The organism is Pseudoalteromonas sp. AS84 (genome assembly GCF_038900255.1).
Classification (GTDB): Bacteria; Pseudomonadota; Gammaproteobacteria; order Enterobacterales; family Alteromonadaceae; genus Pseudoalteromonas.
The window spans coordinates 1-21,712 of sequence record NZ_JBBMQY010000026.1 but is presented as its reverse complement, the minus strand read 5'-3'; the positions used below and the strand labels follow the sequence as shown (position 1 = coordinate 21,712).

Sequence of the window (21,712 nt, the reverse complement as noted above, 5' to 3'; positions counted from 1 at the left end):
AGTAAACGCACCTCTAGTGCTAATTGATTATTACTCATTACCTGTAAATTTATGTACTATTGGTAATAAGATATATTTTTTAGTAATAAGGTGCGTTTTTTAATGTCTGAGTTTTTATTGCACGATGAGCCAGTAAAACAAGTTTACCTTGATGCAAACGCAACGACCCCTGTGTTGCCTTGTATTGCTGATGTTGTTTCTCATACCATGCAAATATGTTTTGGTAATCCTTCTAGTCCTCATATAACAGGTATTCAAGCCAAGCATTTATTAGAACAAACGCGTCAAAAAGCCCACACGGTTATTGGCGCAAGTAATGGCGATATTTTATTTACCTCTGGCGCAACAGAAGGCATTCAAACTGCGGTAGTTTCTACGCTAATTGATGCTAAAAAACACCCGATTAAAAACCCTATATTGTTATATGGCGCAACTGAGCATAAAGCGGTACCAAATACACTTAAGCACTGGAATAGCGTACTTGACGTTAATGCTGAAGTGCTTGCTATTCCGGTTGATAGTAACGGTATTTTAGATTTAGATTTTATAGCAGAGCATATTAATAACGCTTTGATGATTTGCACCATGGCCGTTAATAACGAAACCGGTGTGTATCAAGATTTACCCGCTATTGAGCAGGTAATTCGTAGCCGTAATAAAAATGTATCGTGGATGGTGGATTGCGTGCAAGCGCTCGGTAAAAAAGCACTCGCGCTTAGTGATACAACAATAGATTACGCACCTTTTTCGGGGCATAAGCTTTATGCACCTAAAGGTATCGGCTTTTTATATATTCGTAGTGGCAGTGCGTATACTCCTTTTATTGCGGGTGGCGGTCAAGAAAGTGGAATGCGTTCAGGCACCGAAAATCTACCCGGTATTGCAGGGTTAAATAAGCTATTTAGTATGTTGCTTGATAAATCAGACGAAACATTTAAATCAGTTAGTGTACTTAACTCTTATCGAAGCCAGTTACAAAACGCGATAAAAGACACCTTTGGCGATATTACATTCAACCATGATTTTGCTTATAGCGTACCTACCACACTTAACTTTGCTGTTAACGACTTAACGAGTAAAGAGGTGATTGATTTATTTGATGCTGCGGGTATTCGCGTAAGTGGAGGCTCGGCTTGTAGTACAGGTGCATCAACAAGTTTTGTTTTAGATGCAATGGGTGCAAGTAAGTGGCAAAGCGAAAACGCGATTAGGCTATCGTTTGGACCGGCTGCAACACAACATGATATTGATGATGCTTGTGTGCGAATTCGCGCTCTAAAAGCAATATTACAGGCAAACTGTTTAATCGTGTCAGACAGCACCACACCACAACAAGAAGTATGCGCACTGGGCCTTACTCAATTTAGGCACCAAGGTGCATGTAGTTGGCTTTATGTGAGCGATGATAAACACGCAGTTATAATTGATCCGATTATTGAGCTTATTCCGCGTTTTGAAAAAATAGCCAATACACAAAACTTAACTATATCAGCGGTGCTTAATACTCACCTGCATCAAGAGCGAGAGTCAGCGACTAATTTACTAACCAGCGTTCTTGCCTCAAGAGTTGTCAAAGGTGAGGTTGATTCGCTAGGTTGGCCGCTAAATACAGCAAGTATTAATTTGGCAAATGAAGCACTTGAAAAAGTAGCTACACCTGGGCACAGCAAAGATAGCGTAAGTTATTTATTAAAAAACAGTAATGGCGAAACGCGTTATTGTTTTTGTGGTGATTTAATATTGCCTGCTGGGCTTGGCAATACGTCCCTTATGGGAGGGGATGCAAAAGCAATGGCTCGATCTGTTTTAGCAATGAGCAAGCAGCTTAAAAGCACCAGCATTATTTGCTCAGGGCACGACTACCAACAATGTTTTGCCATGAACTGGGCTGTACAGCAAAACCAAACGCCACTACTTGATGCGTTAGTGAGCGGCAGTATTTCAGTTGATGAATTTGCAATACAAAAACAGCAGTACGACGCTTCAAAGCAAATAAATAACACGCAATTGTGTGGTTATGTAAATGCATTACCTGAGGTTGATACACAGCAATTAAATTTTGATGACGCTAAAGTGATGTTAAACACCAGCGATACATATTTAATAGATACCCGAGAACCGTATGAACATGGAGCAAATAATGTTGCTCAGTTATTTAATACGCTAGATGAAAAAACATTAAATATACCACTTAGCAGAATGGCAAATGCGGTATTTGAAGGCCAATTAAACAAAAATAACAAGTACATTTTATTATGCCGTAGTGGTAACCGCTCAAAAATTGCTGCAACGAATTTAATGCAACTAGGATACAAAACTGTTTATAACCTAAGTGGTGGGTTGGCGCTTAGCAATTAAACAAAGATTGTAATTTATACAAAATCGGCTTTAGAGCCGATTTTTTGTTTTTAAGGTTTATTGCACGCAATGTAAACATGCACAGTAATTAGTTAATGAGTATAAAAAGCAATTAGTAGTACTTATGAAAATTCATGAATATTTCATTTTGATTGATTAAGCTATGCCGTTGCCTTTAAAATTGAGGGTAAATTAATTTATAAAATTTTTATGATACCGGTGTCAAAAGCTAAAAATTGCGTTATCATCGGCATCTAAAATTATAAAAACAGCACTTTTTTTGCATTTTTAGTTATACTATCGACGCTTTATTTTAGTATAAATAAGCAGTGTTAAGAGTTTTGCTTTTATAAAAAGCATTTTTAAATCAATTGATTGAAAAAATTAGAGGGTACTTACATGTCTAACCGAACGCAACTAGCAAGTTGGCAAGCACTGGAACAAAGTGCAGCTAAGATGAAACAAACACATCTAAAAACGTTATTTGCACAAGATGACACGCGCTTTTCTAAGTTTTCGACTCAAGTACCTGGTGTATTATTCGACTACTCTAAGCAACTTATTGATAACGATGTTTTTGCTAACTTAATGTCACTTGCTAAAGAATGCGATATTGCATCGTGGCGTGATAAAATGTTTAGCGGTGAAAAAATAAATATCACCGAGGATCGCTCAGTACTGCATACGGCCCTTCGTAATCGCGCTCACACTCCATTAATTGTTGATGGCGAAAACGTAACACAAGCTGTAGACAACGAATTAGCTAAAATTAAAGTGTTTGTTGAAAAAGTGCGTAGTGGTAAATGGTTAGGTTATACCGGTAAAGCGGTAAAAGATGTTGTAAGTATTGGTGTAGGTGGTTCTAACCTTGGCCCGCAAATGGCAACCGAGGCATTAAAAGCACTTGCTGATGATACGTTAAATGTTCATTACGTATCTAATGCTGACGGTGTGCAGATTTCATCTATATTGAAAGCCATTGACCCTGAAACAACATTATTTGTTATTTCGTCAAAAACATTTACGACGTCAGAAACAATGACAAATGCTAAAACAGCGGTTGATTGGTTTTTACAAACAACAAAAGATGAAAGTACAATTGCAAAGCACTTTGTTGCAGTAAGTACAAATTTAGAAAAAACGGCAGCCTTTGGTATCAGCGACGAAAACGTATTCACTATGTGGGATTGGGTTGGCGGTCGCTTTTCACTTTGGAGTGCGATAGGCTTACCAATTGCTTTATATTTAGGCTACGACGCCTTTGAAGCAATTTTAGAAGGCGCGTTTGAAGTAGATGAGCACTTTAAATCAGCTCCCTTTGAGCAAAATATACCATTAATTATGGCGTTGCTTAGTGTGTGGAATACGAGCTTTTTGGGCTACACAGCACAAGCTATATTACCGTACGACCAAGCACTGCATATGTTGCCTGCGTATTTACAGCAAGGCGAAATGGAAAGTAACGGTAAACACGTTAACTTTGCAGGCGAAACGGTACCTTATACTACAGTTCCAATTATTTGGGGTATGACGGGTATTAATGGTCAGCATGCATTTTATCAGTGTTTACACCAAGGTAATGTAATTGTACCTGCAGATTTTATTGCATCAGTTAAACCACAAGTGAATGTTGATAAGCATCACGATATTTTATTATCTAACTTCTTTGCACAAACAGAAGCGATGATGAGTGGTGTAGATGCAGCGCAAGTTACTGCTGATTTAACCGCTAAGGGTAAATCGCAAGCAGAGATTGATGAGTTATTAAATCATAAAATTCATCAAGGCAATCGTCCTACAACGACTATGCTATTAGATACAGTAGATGCTAAAACAGTGGGTCGTTTAATTGCACTGTATGAGCATAAGATATTTTGCCAAGGCATTATTTTAGAAATATGTTCGTTTGATCAATGGGGTGTAGAGCTAGGTAAAGGTTTAGCATCTAAAATTGAGAGTGAACTCACTGATGAAAGCGTGAAACACGCTCATGATAGTTCTACAAACGGCTTAATGGCGTACTACAAACAAAACCGTACGCAGTAAAAAATTCGCTTACGCAAGTAAGTAAACCGAGTACCTTTGAACGGGTAGCGCTGGAGTGCTTAGGGTCTGTATTTTTGTGAGAGGAGATACAGGGCCCCTAAGGCTCATTTAATAAGCGCAATGATAAAAATAATAATAAATCATCGATATAGAACAATTCAGCAGGCTTTTATTTAAATACAGCTATAAAAGCCATCTAATCTAGCAATAAATAGGCATATCCGCGCATTTATAAAATGTACTGGGTATCACAACGTAGAGAGTAACTATGCTTAATCCTTTTGATATTATAATTTTTGGGGGCGGTGGTGATCTTGCGTTACGCAAATTGCTACCTGCAATGTACAGAGCATATCAAGAAGGTAACTTACCTGAAGGCTCACGTATCCTACCAACAGTTCGCGAAGAATCTAAACGTGCTGAATACGTAGAAACAGCGCATAAAGCATTACAAGAATTTTTAAGCAAAGGTGAGTTTAACGCTAAAGATTGGAAAGCGTTTTCTACTTTTTTAGTGCCAGTAGTAAGTAATGTTACAGAAGCAGACGACAACTGGGATGTGTTAAAAGGCATTTTAGATGAGCACGAAAGCACTAAGTCTCGCGTATTTTATTTATCGCTTCCGCCTGCTGTTTACGGCACATGTTGTGAAATATTATCGACTAAAGGTTTAATTACACCTACATCGCGCGTTGTTGTTGAAAAGCCAATTGGTTATTGCGGTGATTCTGCTGAAGCAATTAACGGAAAAATTGCAGAATTTTTTAATGAAGAGCAAATTTTCCGTATTGACCATTACTTAGGTAAAGAAACAGTACAAAACTTAATGGCGCTGCGTTTTTCAAACTCATTGTTTGAAAATATGTGGGATGCTAAATCTATTGATAACATCCAAATTAGCTTATCAGAAACGGTTGGCCTTGAAAGCCGCGCTGGTTTCTACGATAAAGCCGGTGCACTTCGTGACATGGTTCAAAACCACTTATTACAACTACTTTGTTTAGTTGCAATGGAGTCGCCTAATAAGCTTAACGCTAATAGCATTCGTAACGAAAAATTAAAAGTATTAGAAGCACTTCGTCCACTAGTAGATGGTGATGTTGATGAAAATATTGTTCGTGGACAATACGTACCTGGTGACTTAAACGGTAAAATTGTACCGGGTTACTTAGAAGAGCTAAATGAAGGTTCTAGTAAAACAGAAACGTTTGTAGCTATTCGTGCGCACATTGATAACTGGCGTTGGGCAGGTGTTCCATTTTACCTTCGTACGGGTAAACGTATGGCTAAGCGCTGTGCAGAAATTGTGGTTGAATACAAAAAAGTATCTCACAATATTTACGAAGATAACGTGGGCAATATCGAGCCGAATCGCCTTGTTATTCGTTTGCAGCCAGAGGAAACAATTCAACTAACGCTTATGTCTAAGCGCCTTGATAATCTTCAAATGCAACTTGAGCCAGTAACAATGAATATTGAGCTTTCACAAGCTTACAGCAATGGTTTCCATTCAGATGCGTACAAGCGTTTAATGCTTGATGCCGCTGCAAATAACCCATCGTTATTTATTCACCGTGATGAAGTTCGCCAAGCGTGGAAGTGGATTGATCCAATTATTGATAGATGGCAAGGCAAAGGCAAACCTGCGCTTTACCGTTCTGGTAGTTGGGGTCCTGAAGATGCTGATGAATTATTAGCAGAAAACAACCACGTATGGTTTAACACAGGCGATAAGGTATAAGCATGGCAACATTAGTTGAAAAGTTTTTTGACGATAAAGACGCGTTAACAGCTGAGCTTTCTGCAACGCTTGAGCAATCACTACGTGATGGTATTAAAAATGATGGCCGTGCTGTATTGATGGTATCTGGCGGTTCGTCGCCAGCACCTGCGTACAAGCATTTATCAACGCTTGACTTAGATTGGCAAAATGTTGATGTTGCCATGGTTGATGAGCGCTGGGTAGACCCAAGCCACGAAAAAAGTAATGAAGCCTTTATTAAGAGTACGTTATTACAAAACTATGGTAGTGCTGCTAACTTTATCACTATGAAGAACACTGCTGCAACGGCCCAACAGGGCGCACAAGAGTGTGAATCTGCCTATAGCGAACTAAAAAAACCATATGACGTGACTATTTTAGGTATGGGTCCAGATGGCCACACAGCGTCGTTATTCCCAAATGCAGACGGTTTAGAGCATGGTTTAACAACCACACAATCAGTGTGTGCTATTAATGCAATACAAAGCGACGTTACAGGTAGTATTACTGAGCGAATGACGCTTACGTTAAATGCCATTGCGCAATCTAAAGTAGTTAAGCTTTTAATTAGCGGTGAAGAGAAACTCGCTGTTTATAAGCAAGCAAAAGCGGGAGGCGATGTTAACGACATGCCACTACGCGCGGTACTTAACCACCCAAGTATAAATATTGAAGTATATTGGGCACCTTAATTTAGATGCTAATTTAACTTTTAAAGGCCGCTTATATAAGTGGCCTTTTTTATTTGCTCAAATTTAAGCCTAAACACGACAAAAAAACAGACCTGTACTGTTAACCAATGTTAACGAATAATCGGTATTTGTATTAAAAATAACCATGAAGTGTGTTGTTTTTGCACAAAATTTATGAGTTTTAGCTGTATGTTTTTTAGCAACGTTCAGATTTAGTTAAATTTTATTTTTTCATGGTTGTTGTCATAAAAGTTTCCCTTCCTTTTTTAGCTCAAAAGCATTAGCCTAAAGGCATTAACAATGAAACATATAAATTAAAATAAACGGAGCAGTAACATGGCGGAGCAACAAGTACAGCCTTTACACAACGAAAAACATGCCAACACTAAAATTCAAAACGGCATCAATGTAGAATTCATGAAAACTCAACACTTAGTGCCAGTAGTTGCACATGAGTTTGCACGTGTAGCAAACGAGTTTCCAATGTCATTCGTTAAAAACAACGAAAGCGGCACTTTTCAAGCTGTTGCTATGTTTGGCTTAGAGCCTGGCGAAAACCTTTTTGTAGAAGATGGTAAATGGACTGCAGCATTTGCACCTATGGCATCTACTCGTTACCCACTGGGCTTAGTTAAACACCCAGATCAAGATCAATACGGTATCGTAATTGACGAAGCAAGTGCGCTTGTTGGTGAAGACGAAGGTAACGCATTATTTGAAAACGGCGAAGAAACAGATTACCTAAAACGTCGTAAAGAAGCGCTTGTATCTTTCATTGAGTTTTCTCAAGTAACTGAAGCGTTCACTAAATTTCTTGCTGATAAAGAGCTACTAATTGCGCAAACGCTAACAGTAGACATTAAAGGCGAGAAAAAAGACATCAACGGTATTTACCTTATCGATGAGAAAAAGCTAAACGAATTAAGCGATGCTGATTTCTTAGAGCTTCGTAAACGTGGTTACTTAGCACCAATTTATTCTTTCTTAACGTCTACTCATCAAGTAGCACGTTTAGCGCGTTTAAAAGCAAAACAAGCTTAATTACAAACACGTTAAATTTAAAAAGCGCCTTAAGGCGCTTTTTTTATGCCATTAAACTCACTTTAGTTGAAATTAAGCTCTCAACCATTCACATTAGTTTATAACTTCCCCATAAAAGAACTTATTATGAAAACACCATTATTAGCAATTTTTGCGAGCAGCCTTTTTGCTTTAAGTAATAGCGTATTAGCAGCAGAGACTCCATTTGCCATTGCGATTCATGGTGGGGCAGGGACCATCGAAAAAGCACGGTTTACACCCACTCAAGAAAAGCAGTACCGCGCTAAATTAAGTGAAGCAGTAGAGACAGGCTATAAAGTATTGCACCAAGGCGGTGAAAGTTTAGATGCGGTGATAGCGGCCATTACAGTATTAGAGCAATCGCCTTATTTTAATGCAGGACGCGGAGCGGTATACACTTACGATGGCGGGCATGAACTTGATGCATCTATAATGGATGGTCGAAACCGTGAAGCCGGCGCTGTTGCAGGTGTAAAACATATTGAGAGCCCGATTAAATTAGCACGTTTGGTAATGGATAACTCCGTGCATGTAATGCTTAGCGGCCAAGGCGCTGAGGAGTTTGCTAAAGAGCAGGGCGTTGAGCTTATTGAAAATAACTTATTTGATACTGAGCCTCGTTACAAAGCACTTTTAAAAGCAAAGCAAAAATTAGATAAAGCCAAAGCAACCAGCAAAGAGTACCAAGCCGCGCACAAAGCATTACCTAATAACTATAAAATGGGCACGGTTGGTGCCGTGGCACTTGATAAAAACGGTAATTTAGCAGCTGGTACATCAACAGGCGGTATGACCGCAAAACGTTATGGCCGTGTGGGTGATGCGCCAGTAATTGGGGCAGGAACATTTGCTGAAAACGAATCGTGCGCAGTATCGGCAACTGGGCATGGTGAATATTTTATTCGCTATAACGTAGCGAGCGATATATGTGCGCGTGTTAAGTATCAAGATAAAACCATAGCTGAAGCTGGAGATGAAGTTATAAACGGTGTGCTTAAGCCTATAGGTGGGACTGGCGGCGTTATAATTATTGATACTAAGGGGAATATTAGCTTGCCGTTTAATACCTCGGGCATGTATCGCGCGAGTAAATCGAACACACAAGCGACTTATGTGGGGATTTTTAACGACGAATAACCCATAAGTACATATATCTGGGCAGTTATGCGCTTTGTAGGATTAACCCTGAGCATTTAGTTTGATACAATTAATGCTCTATTATTAAAATTTTATAAGGTATGCGGGTGGTTAACCTAGGTCAGTTGTTTGGCGAGCTAAAAACGTGCTTAAAAAAAGATCAATTTATTTTTAAAAAACGCTTACATGGTGTAAAAAAAATAACCGATGAAAACAAGCATGCCAACGCGCTTGAAAAAATAGCGGCTGATATAACCCGTAGCCAAGAACTGCGAGCTAAGCGCTTAGCGGGTCTTCCTAAAGTGACTTACCCTGAGCAATTGCCAGTAAGCCAAAAAAAGGAAACAATTAAAGACGCCATTGCAAATAACCAAGTGGTTATTATTGCCGGTGAAACGGGCTCTGGTAAAACAACGCAAATTCCTAAAATGTGTTTAGAGCTTGGCCGCGGTGTTGATGGCTTAATTGGCCACACGCAACCACGACGATTAGCTGCGCGAACCGTGGCTAATCGTATTGCTGAAGAAATGAAATGTGAACTTGGTCAGCAAGTCGGTTTTAAAATTCGTTTTAGCGATCAGGTTTCTAATAATACCTACGTTAAACTAATGACTGACGGTATTTTACTGGCAGAAATTCAGCAAGACCGATTTTTAAATCAATACGACACCATCATTATAGATGAAGCGCATGAGCGTAGTTTAAACATCGACTTTATTTTGGGTTATTTAAAAAACCTACTTCCAAAACGCCCTGATTTAAAAATAATTATTACCTCTGCGACCATCGATCCTGAGCGCTTTTCAAAGCATTTTGATGATGCGCCCATTATAGAAGTATCGGGTCGTACTTTCCCTGTGGACGTTCGCTATAACCCAACGACTGATATTAATAAAGATGATATGGAAGCCGAGGGCGATCAGCTGCAAGGTATTTTTGATGCAGTAGATGAACTATGCGCCGAAGGCCCAGGTGACATACTAATATTTTTAAATGGTGAGCGTGAGATACGCGATACCGCTGATGCACTTAGCAAGCGTAATTTAAAACACACTGATGTATTACCACTATACTCGCGCTTATCTAACGCAGAGCAAAACCGTATATTTGCACCGCATTCTCGTCGTCATATTATTTTATCGACTAACGTCGCCGAAACATCACTAACTGTGCCGGGTATTCGTTATGTAATAGACCCAGGTACTGCGCGTATAAGCCGCTACAGTTATCGTACAAAAGTTCAGCGCCTGCCAATAGAACCTATATCGCAAGCAAGTGCTAATCAGCGTATGGGTCGTTGTGGACGTGTTGAAGCGGGTATTTGTATACGCTTGTACTCTGAGGATGATTTTTTATCGCGCCCAGAGTTTACCGACCCTGAAATACTGCGTACTAACTTAGCCTCAGTTATTTTGCAAATGTTGGCACTCGGGCTTGGTGATATGGCGCAATTTCCGTTTGTGCAAGCACCAGATAGCCGTAATATAAGTGATGGTTTATCGTTATTAGAAGAACTACAAGCCGTAAAGCCAGACAAACGTGATAGTAAAACGAGTTTAACTCAATCGGGTAGAGAGCTAAGTCGATTACCGGTTGATCCTCGTTTAGCTAAAATGGTGCTCACAGCTCACAAACTTGGCGCATTGCGTGAAGTGATTGTTATTGTGGCGGCGCTGTCGATTCAAGATCCACGCGAACGCCCGCAAGAAAAACGTGCTGCAGCCAATGAAAAACACGGTCGCTTTGACGACCCAGCTTCAGACTTTATCGCTTTTTTAAACTTATGGAATTACCTAGAAGAGCAGCAAAGCGAGCTAACTAACGGCCAGTTTAGAAAGCTGTGTCAAAAAGATTTCCTAGCCTATATGCGCCTGCGTGAGTGGCAAGATATTGTTTATCAAATAAGTACTGTGTGTAACGAAATGGGCATGAAAGCAACCAGCCAAGCGGCTGATGGCGAACTTGTTCATAAAGCGTTATTAAGCGGAATGCTGAGCCACATTGGCTTTAAAGATGATAAACAAATATACAAAGGCGCACGTAATAGTCAGTTTCATATTTTTCCGGGTTCAGGTTTATTTAAAAAGAGCCCTAAATGGATTATGTCGGCAGAGCTGGTAGAAACCAGTAAATTATATGCCCGCACAAATGCAAAAATAGACATTAACTGGGTAGAACCATTAGCACAGCATTTAGTAAAACGCAGCTACACAGAGCCACACTGGGAGAAAAAGCCAGGTGCGGTAATCGCGTTTGAGCAGCAAACTTTGTACGGCCTACTTGTTGTAAATAAACGCCGCTGTGTTTATAGCAATATCGACCCAAAAGTAAGTCGAGAGCTTTTTGTACGCACCGCATTAGTTGAGCAAGAGCTGGGTTTAAACGAGAGCTTTTTAGCATTTAACCGTGAGTTAATAGAAGATATTCAAGTTCTGGAAAATAAGTCGCGTCGCCGTGATATTTTAGTTGATGAGCAAACGTTATTTGAGTTTTACGATAAAAAAATTCCCAAAGAAATTAATAACCGCGCTGCATTTTTAAAATGGTATAAAACACAAAAACAACAAAATAAACATTACTTACATATGACTCGTGAAGAGTTAATGCAGCATGGCGCAAGTAATATTACTGAGTTTGATTACCCTGACACATGGCAGCAAGACAATATTATATTACCACTTGCTTATCATTTTGACCCAGGACAAGCAGTTGATGGTGTTGCGGTACAAATACCGGTAGCGCTGTTGAATCAAGTACAAGAGAGTGGTTTTGACTGGCACATACCTGCATTTAGACATGAGCTAATAAGTGGACTTATAAAGTCATTGCCTAAATCGCTGCGCCGTAATTTTGTGCCAGCACCAAATTATGCAGATGCAGTGCTTGCAGCCATTGAGCCAATGCAAGGGGGCTTAATTGATGCTTTAGCTACGCGTTTATTAAGAATGACAGGTGTGAGAGTTGATATGGAGGCGTGGGATTTAACAGCCCTTGCGCCGCATTTGCGATTACAGTTTGAAGTACGTGATGAACACGATAAGTTACTTGCCCGTGGACTTGATTTAGCCAAACTTAAAGCAGAGCTGCAAGGTGAAGTAACCGAAACATTGTCTAAAGTAGCCGATAAAGGCATTGAAAAATCAGACCTAACACAATGGGACTTTGGTGAGCTGCCAGCGTCGTATGTTAAAAAACAAGGTCAATACGAAATAAAGGCGTACCCTGCGCTGGTGGATAAAAAGTCAGCCGCTGCAGTAGAGCTTTTTGATAGTGAAGCAAAAGCGCAGCAAGCGCATCAACAAGGTTTGCGCCGTTTAGTATTGTTAAATGTGCCGTCGCCAATTAAGTACTTACAACAAAACTTACCCAATAAAGCAAAGTTGGGTTTGTATTTTAATCCGTTTGGTAAAATAGCCGATTTAATTGATGACTGTATCGCCGCAGGTGTTGATAGCTTATTAGTGAAGCACGGCGATATACGCGATGAAAAAGCATTTGAAACAGTAAAAGATCAAATACGAGGTGAGCTCGGTGACTCAGTTGTATCGATTGCAACGCAAGTTGAGCAAGTATTGAGTATTGCGCACGCACTGCATAAAAAAATGAAAGGGCGCGTTGATTTAACCATGATTACCGCGCATGGCGATATAAAATCACAGCTTGAGTCACTTATATTTAAAGGTTTTGTGAGCGCGCATGGCGCAGATAAAATAACGGATTTAATTCGTTATTTAAAAGCGATTCAAAAACGCTTAGAAAAACTACCTGTGGATCCAAATCGTGATAGGTTATGCGTATTAGAGCTCGATAAAGTCGCTCAAGAGTACAAAAAGGTAGTTAATAAAACGCCTAAAGGGTTACCTATCCCACAAGAGGTAACCGCTATCTTTTGGATGCAACAAGAGCTAAGAGTGTCGCTATTTGCTCAAACGCTTGGAACTCCTTACCCAATTTCGGCTAAGCGAGTACTCAATGCGATAAAAGAGATAGAATAAAACTTGCATTTTCTATTAAGCTTAGTACCTTAATAGGAGGATTTATTTTTGTTTTGAAAAGGAAGCGACATAGTTATGTCCTCATCGATTGAACATAAAACAAAGCGACTTTTAGTGGTAGACGACGAGTATTTTAATTTTGAAATGCTTAAAGCAGCACTGGCGTCGAAATTTGATGTTAGTTATGCAGATTCAGGGCAAAGCTGCCTTGCATCGGCAATCGCGAGTCCGCCAGATATAATTTTGCTTGATGTTTGTATGCCTGGTCTTGATGGTTATGATACATGCCGAATGCTAAAACACACACCTGAAACAAAAAATATTCCTGTTGTTATGGTATCGGGCCTAGAGTCTCCATCTGAAAAGCAAGCAGGGTTTGATGCTGGTTGTAACGCATATGTTGTAAAGCCATTTTCAGTGGGTGCTTTGTTGGAAGAAATTAACACGGTTTTTTAGAGGTAACGTATGTTTACTGATGATAAGCGAAATTTTAGACGCATGCAGATCAATACACCTGCAAATTTAACAACGATAGAACCCATAGCGGGTTTAAGTTTTGCTGCAGAGTGCGTGGATTTAAGTGCAACAGGTTTATCAATTCATTTAGATGAATTACTTGAACCTAATACATTACTGACGGTGAACATTGATTCAACTCACCCAAGTATTGCGCCTTTAAATGCAACAGCAAAAGTAATACGTGCCAGCAAAGAAGATGATGGCACGGTAACAGCAGGTCTTGAAATTATTCAGTTTAACTAAGTTGAATCTAGTTAAACTCAATAGTAGATATTAAAAAACCTTACAGATTAAGCCTTTTAAGTAAAAGCCTTCAGGGTAGCTGCCAGCAATTGGATGATCAGCTGCCTGGTTTAATCGCTCCATTATAAGTAGGTCTTTACCTGCATCAAGAGCCGCATCGGCGACTACTTTTTGAAACAAGTTTTGTTCCATTAAACCAGAACATGAGAATGTTAGTAATGTTCCGCCTGGTTTTAGTATTTGCATGGCTATCATGTTGATATCTTTATAACCACGGCACGCACCTGTTAGCTGCGCTTTATTATCAGCAAACTTTGGTGGGTCCATTACGATGGTATCAAACTGTTTGCCTTCGTCGCGGTATTGGCGTAGTAACTTAAATACATCCTGCTTAACAAAGCTCACTTTATCTAAATCTAAGTTATTATGCTCAACATTACGTTTTGCAGTATCAAGCGCTGGCTGAGATACGTCTACGTTAGTGACATGCTCACATCCACCACGCAAAGCGTACAACGAAAATGTACCTGTATAACTAAAACAGTTAAGTACCGTTTTATCCTTTGAAAAACGCTCAAGTGCGGCACGGCTATCGCGTTGGTCTAAATAAAAGCCCGTTTTATGTCCATCGATTATATCGACTTCAATTTTAAAACCGTTTTCATCAATAAGTACTGGCTGTGTTGGTTCATTACCCCAAAGAGCGCCTTTTATTGGCTCTAAGCCTTCTTTAGTACGTACTTCTACATCTGAACGTTCGTATATGCTAGAGCCTGGGAAAATAGACATCAACGCGCCAACAATCTCGCCTTTATGACGCTCGGCACCGGCACTTAGTAGCTGACACACTAATACGTTATCAAACTTGTCGATTGTAACGCCTGGTAAGTAATCAGATTCAGCGGCACATAATCGAAACCCTGTTAATCCGCCTTCTTCTATTACTTGGCTACGTGCTTCTAATGAACGACGTAAACGGCGTTCAAAAAAGTTTTGATCGATGATTTCTTTTTCGTCAAAGCTCCAAACACGTGCGCGAATTTGTGAGTGAGGGCTATAAGCAGCAGTTGCTAAAAATTTACCTTCACTGTCGTGAATCGTTACTGTATCGCCTAATCCTGGTTTACCTTTAATTTTTTTGATGGCTTTTGAAAATAACCAAGGGTGTTTTCTTTTTAATGATTTATCGCGACCAGCTTGTAGGTAAACGGCAGATGACATAAGGCTTCTCAGTAGTAATAAATAAGCGCTGTATTTTAGTCAAGCAGCGAGCAACATACAATGAATGTTTTGCAAGGGGGGCATAAAGCACGGTAAAGTACGGATAATTTACCGATTCATTAGCTTTTGGAACCTAATAGTGCCTGACGCCGTTTTAAGCCCCGATTTAAAAATACTTAATTCACAATGTAGAGAATTTATAACTTCTTTAGTGCATGCCGATGTAGCTCACGATATCACCCACATAGAACGCGTGGTACGTGTTGCAATACAGCTATGTAATGCAGAGCAGGCAAACATGTCGGTGGTATTACCTGCAGCGTGGATGCACGATTGCGTGGCAGTTGCTAAAAATCACCCTGATCGTGCAAAAGCCTCTACTATGGCAGCCGATAAGGCATTGGAATTTTTAAAATCTATTAATTATGACGAGTCACTTTTTGATGAGATTCATCATGCTATTGCGGCGCATAGCTTCAGCGCAAATATAAAAATTAAAACAGTTGAGGCGCAAATAGTACAAGATGCTGACAGAATGGATGCATTGGGCGCAATTGGGGTGAGTCGCTGCATGAAAGTAGGCGGATCAATTTCTCGGCTATTGTACAATCCAGAAGACCCTTTTTGTGTTGAACGCGAGGCTGATGATAAAAAATACACGCTTGATCACTTCTTCATAAAGTTATTACATATTGCCGACAGCATGAATACGCCATCAGCTAAAGCAGAAGCGAATAGGCGTACAACGTACATGCATGAATTTTTAGAGCAATTAAAGTCAGAAATAGGCGAGTAGCGTGAATAATACAAGCATACCTAAGTTATCTGGAATTGATCATTGCCATTTAAATGTTGATAACTTGGTTGGTGCCGTTAAGTGGTATGAGCGTGTTTTAGGTTTTAGTGTAGTACCCGAGCTTGCCTTTTGGGATGAGGACGGACGCGGCCCTTTAACACTTGAAGATACTAGTTCAACAACTCGTTTAGCACTTTTTGAAGGTGAGGGGCGTAGTAAAGGGATTGCATTTTTGGCCTCAGGGGATCAATTTATTCAATGGCTCAATCATCTTGAGGGTTTAAATGTAAAAGCAGTTTTAGCAGATCATGGTGTAACGTTTTCTATGTACTTTAAAGATGAAAGCGGTAATAGCCATGAAATTACCTCACATGACTACAGCTATATTAAGTGTATTTATAACGATGTGAAGCTTGGGTCGCACGTCAGTAAAAAACGTACTGATTAAATGAACACTAAGCATTAATTGCTTAGTGTTGTTGTTCTTGGTGCGCTTCTTTAATCGCAATAATATCGTCAATTTTCTCTATAAACAATTCAACTAATTTAGGGTCAAAGTGTTCACCGGCTTGTGATTGTATATGTTGAATTGTTTTTTCAACACTCCAAGCTTCTTTGTAAGGACGTTTCGAAGTAAGTGCATCAAATACGTCAGCTATAGCTACAATTCTACCTTCAATTGATATATCTTCGCCTTCAATTCCATTAGGGTAGCCAGTGCCATCCCACTTTTCATGGTGCTCAATAGCAAGTGTATGAGCGAGTTGTAATAATGGTGACGAGGAGTTTGCTAATATTTGCGCGCCAATTATGGCGTGCTTTTTCATATGATCAAACTCTTCAGAAGTTAACTTTCCAGGCTTGAGTAAAATGGCATCTGGGATACCTATTTTTCCTACATCGTGCATTGGAGCGGCTTGATGTAAAAGCTCTGCTTTTTGCTCATCCATACCTAGTGCTAACGCTAATACTTTACTGTATTGGCTCATACGAACTATATGCTCGCCAGTATCGGTATCTTTATATTCAGCAGCACGACCTAAGCGTTGTACTAAATCTACATGAGCTTGTTTTAATTGCTCTGCTTGCACTAGCGACAAGTGAGTTTTAACTCTAGCTCTTACAATAGCAGGGCTTATTGGCTTAGTAATATAATCTACGGCACCTAACTCAAAACCTTTATATTCATCGCTTTCATCGCCAAGCGCAGTAACAAATATAATGGGGATATGTGATGTTTTAGGGTTAGCTTTAACTATTTGACAGACTTCAAAACCATTCATATCTGGCATCATTATGTCGAGTAAAATTAGCTTTGGTAATTCTTTTTCAAGTAATGCCAGTGCAGCGTCACCCGATTTAGCAAACGACATACGATATTGATTACCTAACACTTCGCGCATTACTTTTAGATTTGCAGGCTCATCGTCAACAATTAATACTCGTGGTCTATCTGACGTAAAGTCCATTAATTAATACTCATTATTTGTTAGTTTTTCAAGTAAGGTTTCTAGTATTACGTGTGCTTTATCAAAATCAAATTCATCAAAGGCCTCGGCTATATCATCAACTTCATTTTTATAGATAGAAGGTGTGCCGCGTTGCAGTTTTGCTAGTAGTTCATCATTTAATTCTGCATTTTGTGCATCTTGAGAAAGTATTTCACACAATGACTTAATTTCATCGATTGATAGCGTGTTTGAACTATTATCTTCAGAGTTAATACTTGGCTTATCGCAGGTATTTGATGACAGCAGTTGTGAGATGACAAGTAACTCGCTTTTTATATCGTCTAAAGTACTAATAACTTTAGCATCACTTTGCTTTTGCTCTAAATCGGTTAATAACTTCATCAATGTTATTAGACCTAAGTTACCAGCAACACCTTTGAGTGTGTGAATGAGGCTATCGGCATCTTTTATATTTGATAATTTATCATTAAAGAGCATCTCGAACCGCTTATTACTATCACTAATAAATTTAGTAATTTCGGTAAGCTGCTTACACTTAGAGCCCCAAAGTGCTAACCCTTTTTCAAAATCTATGTGCTGTGCTTTAGGATCGCTTTGCGATATAACCATTTCTTTTGCAATACCGAGGCCAAGGACTTGTGCTATTTCTTGGTTTAGTTGGTTTATATCAATAGGCTTATTAGCAAAGCCATTCATGCCTGCTTTTTTAGCGGTTAGTTTATCTTGCTGTAGTACACTGGCAGTGAGCGCAATAATTGGTGTGTACTTAATTTGTCTTTGGTTTTCTATTGCTCTTATTTTTTGCGTTGCTTGTATGCCATCACACAATGGCATATGTATATCCATTAAAATGACATCAAAGTCTTGTTCTTCAAATACTTTTATCGCCTCGAGCCCGTTTGATGCCTTGGTAACGGCATGCTGGTCGCGCGAAAGGAGCAAAGAAAGTAGTTCTGTATTTTGTTCAATATCGTCAACTACCAATATTCTAAGAGCTGGTAACTGGGTGTGTAGACCATCAAAATGATCTATTTTAGTTTCGTCACCTATAGCAAGTGGCAATGAAAAGTAAAAGCAGGTGCCTCTACCTAGTTCACTTACTAAGTTTATTGTTCCGCCCATAAGCTCTACAAGTTGTTTACTTATGGTTGTACCAAGACCTGTTCCACCAAAGCGGCGCGTAGTAGTGCCATCGGCTTGCTCAAAAGGTTGGAACACTGCTTGAATACGATCTTTTGCAATGCCAATACCGGTATCTTGTACTTCAAAAAACAGATGCTGATTTTGTGTCACGCCAACGGTTACGGTAACAGAGCCTTTTTCGGTAAACTTAATAGCGTTACCAATTAAATTAGTAAGTACTTGCCTGAGTCGATCCGGATCGCCGTAATAAGTAGCACTTACTGATTCTTTAATATGAAGTTTAAGTTCTAAATCTTTCTTTTTAGCTTCTAGCCAAAAAGTAGAAATAATACTGTCTATTACTGGCTTTAAACTAAAATGTATTGGCTCAATAGTAAGCTTACCGCGCTCTAGTTTTGCGGAATCGAGAATTTCATTTAATAATCTAAGTAATGAACGAGCCGCATTATTCACAGTAACTAAATGTTTTTGTTGTTCTTGATCGAGTGGTGTGTCCATTAATAGGTCGCTAAAACCTATTATAGAGTTCATAGGTGTGCGTATTTCATGGCTCATATTAGCCATAAAAGATTGCTTTGCATGAGCGGCTTCTTCAGCTTTAAATTTAGCCTGCTCTAGTTTTTCTTCATATTCTTTGCGTTCAGTAATATCAACTAAAACACCATCAATCCACTTTGCTTGACCTTGGGGATCAAAGTCGATACTGCCTTTATCTAAAAGCCATAAGATTTTGCCGTTTCTATGGCGAATCCTGTATTCGATTGAGTACTGACGTTTTTCATCTACTGCTTTAGTTACGGCATCTACAATAGGCTGCTGATCGGATTTTAAAATCAGATCGTTAAATTCAATGCAATGTTCAGTAAATTCATTTGGATTATAACCCGTTAACTCGTTGATGCTCGGGCTGATAAAAAGCATGGTCCAGTTATCATCAAACTTACACCTAAAAGCTACACCTGGCATGTTATCCATTAAAGAGCGGTATTTTTGTTCTTTTTCCTCAAGGCTTTTTTGTAAAGCTCGCTGCTCTGATAAGTCTGTAATGAAGCCAACGTATAGAGGATTTTGCCCTGGCTGATTAACTTCTCCAATCCCCAAGCGAATAGGGAATAAGTGGCCGTTTTTGTGTTTAGCAAAAATTTCACGGTTAACACCAATTACTTTACCTAAATCAACATTTTTAGCATGTAAAAGATAGCTATCGTGATGTGTCGCGATAGCATCATCCATTAGCATCTTAATATTATGATTTTGTACTTCATTTTCATGCCAGCCAAAAATTTTACTGGCTGATTCGTTAAAACTTAAAATAATGCCTGTATGATCAATCGTTACAATTCCATCAATGGCTGTGCCTAAAATTGCGTTTAAGCGAGACTCGTCTGCTGACTTTTCTTCGAGCAACATACGGTATCGAACCATGCCATTTATAACTGCCACAATACTCGTGATTGCAATTGTTGCAGTTGCTACAGCAATAGCTACAAAGGTGAGGCCTGCATTAGCATTTACATCATCGTAAATGAGTGGAGAAGTTGCTACAAATCGTGTTGCAACCATTCCCATATAATGCATGCCAGCAACAGCCAATCCAAGAATTGTTGCGCTGATTAAATTATTTTGCAGCGGTGTTAGGCCTGGTAAAACACGTTCAAGATTAAAGCGACTGTACAAAGCAATAAAAGAAAGAACAACGGCAACTATAATTGATAAACCAAATGTGAGAGGGTCGTACCGAAGAAGTGGAGCAAGCTCCATTGCGGCCATACCACTGTAATGCATAGTGCCAATACCAGCGCCAAGTAGCACGGAACAAATAGATAATACTTTTAAGTTACCATTACTGTTCACCAGCATCGATATTGCATACTGACAAGCAAAAAATGCGGGTAAAAAAGACAGCAGTGTAATGGTTGGATCGTAACTAATGTTGGTACACAATGAAAATGCGAGCATACCGATAAAATGCATACTCCAAATGCCGGCTGAAAAAACAGTCGCTGCGGTCATATTTGCTATACGTTGATAACCAGGGAACTCAGTTTCTTTTGCTAAATCGATAAGGCGGGTAGTAAAAAAAGCTGCAAAAATAGCAATCAGGATAGACATTGAAACTAAAACAGGATCATAAACGCCATTAATAATTAAGCTTGGGTCTTGGTCAGTAATGAAAAAAGCTGATAACATAATGGCTCAAAATATAGTCTTTATTGCACAAGTTTAATCTAATTTACTAATAAATAAACTGTTAATTAAGTTAACCGTCTAAAATAATGTCTTTATAACTTTATACTACCTTTTAATCAGCAATTATTGTTTTTCTAAATCTGTTTTTTTGTTTTAATATCACACATTTTATAATGTTAAGTTTTAATACGCCTGTTTTTAGCCTACGCAGGGTTGAGTTATAATAAAAAGTTTATGAGAAATTGAGTGTTTGAATATAAGTTAAAGAAAAGTGTTAGACGCAAAACAGTTGCTATAAAAGTACACAATCAAAATGTGACTGTGTATGCACCACATTTTGTCGCAAAAAAGCAAATTGACACTTGGTTATTTGACAAACAAGAGTGGGTTGAAGAGCAATTAAAAAAACAATTTTTAATTGAGGACACTAAGCAATACCCTTTTGAATCGAGAGAGATTTGTGTTTTTTCAGAAACTATTTATTTGAAACTGGACTCAGGCCAAGATTCTAAAGTAATCCCACATGATAACCATTTACTAATTACAATATCTCCTCGAGTTAAAAATGACTTTCAAAAGTACCAGCAGCTATTAGAAACTTATTTAAAAGAGCAGCTTATTGCATACATAGAAATGCGTTTAGCGTATTTCTGCACTCTAATGGGTGAAGAGTTGCCAAATGATTTAAAAATAGGTGTTTATAAACGCAAGTGGGGGAGTTGTAATAGTAAGCGAGAACTCACTTTTAATTTACATCTTATAGGAGCCCCTTACCACGCTATAGATTATGTGATTGTTCATGAACTTGCTCACTTAAAGTATTTAAACCACAGCAAAGCTTTTTGGCAACGGGTAGAGACGTTTTTTCCCGATTACAAAACATCCTCTAATTGGTTAAAACAAAATGGTATGAGTTTACAATGGGTGTTTTGATGTTACTGAATATAGGAATATAGGAATATAGGAATATAGGAATATAGGAATATAGGAATAATAGAGAAGTGGTGGAGGGAGCTGGATTCGAACCAGCGAAGGCTGAGCCGTCAGATTTACAGTCTGATCCCTTTGGCCGCTCG

Annotated in this window: 15 protein-coding genes; 12 read left to right on the top strand and 3 right to left on the bottom strand. The window is 39.0% G+C overall.

Going from position 1 to position 21,712, the window contains the following annotated elements; genetic code table 11:
• Positions 1-102 precede the first annotated feature (102 nt).
• The 9 genes from WNY79_RS18730 to WNY79_RS18690 all read left to right on the top strand — a co-directional run bounded on the left by WNY79_RS18730 (position 103) and on the right by WNY79_RS18690 (position 13,814).
• Complete coding sequence (locus tag WNY79_RS18730) at positions 103-2,358, top strand: aminotransferase class V-fold PLP-dependent enzyme (protein WP_342876594.1); 2,256 nt, start codon at positions 103-105, stop codon at positions 2,356-2,358.
• A 399-nt stretch (positions 2,359-2,757) separates the two neighbouring features.
• On the top strand, positions 2,758-4,404 hold the full coding sequence (gene pgi / locus WNY79_RS18725; protein ID WP_342876593.1) for a glucose-6-phosphate isomerase: 1,647 nt from the start codon (positions 2,758-2,760) through the stop codon (positions 4,402-4,404).
• Between the two features lie 268 nt (positions 4,405-4,672).
• Positions 4,673-6,145: a glucose-6-phosphate dehydrogenase gene (gene zwf / locus WNY79_RS18720; protein WP_002961451.1), complete on the top strand. Its 1,473-nt coding sequence runs from the start codon at positions 4,673-4,675 to the stop codon at positions 6,143-6,145.
• A 2-nt stretch (positions 6,146-6,147) separates the two neighbouring features.
• Positions 6,148-6,858, top strand: a complete 711-nt coding sequence (gene pgl / locus WNY79_RS18715; RefSeq protein WP_197185908.1) for a 6-phosphogluconolactonase — start codon at positions 6,148-6,150, stop codon at positions 6,856-6,858.
• A gap of 336 nt (positions 6,859-7,194) precedes the next feature.
• Positions 7,195-7,899 (top strand): SapC family protein, encoded by a 705-nt coding sequence (locus WNY79_RS18710; protein WP_002961447.1) that lies wholly within the window; start codon positions 7,195-7,197, stop codon positions 7,897-7,899.
• 126 nt (positions 7,900-8,025) lie between these two features.
• Positions 8,026-9,057 carry an isoaspartyl peptidase/L-asparaginase gene (locus WNY79_RS18705; protein ID WP_342876592.1) on the top strand — a complete coding sequence of 344 codons (1,032 nt, stop codon included), beginning with the start codon at positions 8,026-8,028 and terminating at the stop codon, positions 9,055-9,057.
• Between the two features lie 107 nt (positions 9,058-9,164).
• Positions 9,165-13,052, top strand: coding sequence for an ATP-dependent RNA helicase HrpA (gene hrpA / locus WNY79_RS18700; RefSeq protein ID WP_342876591.1), 3,888 nt, complete (start codon positions 9,165-9,167; stop codon positions 13,050-13,052).
• Positions 13,053-13,127: 75 nt separating this feature from the next.
• The gene (locus tag WNY79_RS18695; protein WP_007581064.1) at positions 13,128-13,508 is read left to right on the top strand and encodes a response regulator; all 381 of its coding nucleotides are present in this window, start codon (positions 13,128-13,130) and stop codon (positions 13,506-13,508) included.
• A 9-nt stretch (positions 13,509-13,517) separates the two neighbouring features.
• Positions 13,518-13,814, top strand: coding sequence for a PilZ domain-containing protein (locus WNY79_RS18690; RefSeq protein WP_007581065.1), 297 nt, complete (start codon positions 13,518-13,520; stop codon positions 13,812-13,814).
• A 30-nt stretch (positions 13,815-13,844) separates the two neighbouring features.
• On the opposite strand, the gene WNY79_RS18685 is transcribed toward WNY79_RS18690, so the two are convergent.
• Positions 13,845-15,035, bottom strand: a complete 1,191-nt coding sequence (locus WNY79_RS18685; RefSeq protein WP_342876590.1) for a class I SAM-dependent methyltransferase — start codon at positions 15,033-15,035, stop codon at positions 13,845-13,847.
• 139 nt (positions 15,036-15,174) lie between these two features.
• Here WNY79_RS18685 and WNY79_RS18680 point away from each other — a divergent pair, with 139 nt between their 5' ends.
• Both WNY79_RS18680 and WNY79_RS18675 read left to right on the top strand, forming a co-directional pair.
• Positions 15,175-15,831, top strand: a complete 657-nt coding sequence (locus tag WNY79_RS18680) for an HD domain-containing protein (protein ID WP_076924084.1) — start codon at positions 15,175-15,177, stop codon at positions 15,829-15,831.
• A 1-nt stretch (position 15,832) separates the two neighbouring features.
• Positions 15,833-16,279 carry a VOC family protein gene (locus WNY79_RS18675; protein WP_294116785.1) on the top strand — a complete coding sequence of 149 codons (447 nt, stop codon included), beginning with the start codon at positions 15,833-15,835 and terminating at the stop codon, positions 16,277-16,279.
• A gap of 22 nt (positions 16,280-16,301) precedes the next feature.
• Here WNY79_RS18675 and WNY79_RS18670 read toward each other — a convergent pair whose 3' ends face one another.
• Both WNY79_RS18670 and WNY79_RS18665 read right to left on the bottom strand, forming a co-directional pair.
• Entirely contained in the window at positions 16,302-17,300 is a 999-nt protein-coding gene (locus WNY79_RS18670) for a two-component system response regulator (protein WP_294116784.1), read from the bottom strand.
• 3 nt (positions 17,301-17,303) lie between these two features.
• The gene (locus tag WNY79_RS18665; protein ID WP_342876589.1) at positions 17,304-20,636 is read right to left on the bottom strand and encodes an MHYT domain-containing protein; all 3,333 of its coding nucleotides are present in this window, start codon (positions 20,634-20,636) and stop codon (positions 17,304-17,306) included.
• Positions 20,637-20,882: 246 nt separating this feature from the next.
• Between WNY79_RS18665 and WNY79_RS18660 the strand changes: the two genes are divergently transcribed.
• Positions 20,883-21,569, top strand: coding sequence for a SprT family zinc-dependent metalloprotease (locus tag WNY79_RS18660; protein ID WP_294116782.1), 687 nt, complete (start codon positions 20,883-20,885; stop codon positions 21,567-21,569).
• The last annotated feature ends 143 nt before the right edge of the window (positions 21,570-21,712 follow it).

What these genes read in the sequence shown, in the direction of transcription:
- WNY79_RS18690 (WP_007581065.1), top strand. Translation starts at nt 13,518, where the DNA reads ATGTTTACTGATGATAAGCGAAATTTTAGACGCATGCAGATCAATACA.
- WNY79_RS18665 (WP_342876589.1), bottom strand. Translation starts at nt 20,636, where the DNA reads ATGTTATCAGCTTTTTTCATTACTGACCAAGACCCAAGCTTAATTATT.
- zwf (WP_002961451.1), top strand. Translation starts at nt 4,673, where the DNA reads ATGCTTAATCCTTTTGATATTATAATTTTTGGGGGCGGTGGTGATCTT.
- WNY79_RS18695 (WP_007581064.1), top strand. Translation starts at nt 13,128, where the DNA reads ATGTCCTCATCGATTGAACATAAAACAAAGCGACTTTTAGTGGTAGAC.
- pgi (WP_342876593.1), top strand. Translation starts at nt 2,758, where the DNA reads ATGTCTAACCGAACGCAACTAGCAAGTTGGCAAGCACTGGAACAAAGT.
- WNY79_RS18685 (WP_342876590.1), bottom strand. Translation starts at nt 15,035, where the DNA reads ATGTCATCTGCCGTTTACCTACAAGCTGGTCGCGATAAATCATTAAAA.
- WNY79_RS18710 (WP_002961447.1), top strand. Translation starts at nt 7,195, where the DNA reads ATGGCGGAGCAACAAGTACAGCCTTTACACAACGAAAAACATGCCAAC.
- pgl (WP_197185908.1), top strand. Translation starts at nt 6,148, where the DNA reads ATGGCAACATTAGTTGAAAAGTTTTTTGACGATAAAGACGCGTTAACA.
- WNY79_RS18705 (WP_342876592.1), top strand. Translation starts at nt 8,026, where the DNA reads ATGAAAACACCATTATTAGCAATTTTTGCGAGCAGCCTTTTTGCTTTA.
- WNY79_RS18730 (WP_342876594.1), top strand. Translation starts at nt 103, where the DNA reads ATGTCTGAGTTTTTATTGCACGATGAGCCAGTAAAACAAGTTTACCTT.
- WNY79_RS18670 (WP_294116784.1), bottom strand. Translation starts at nt 17,300, where the DNA reads ATGGACTTTACGTCAGATAGACCACGAGTATTAATTGTTGACGATGAG.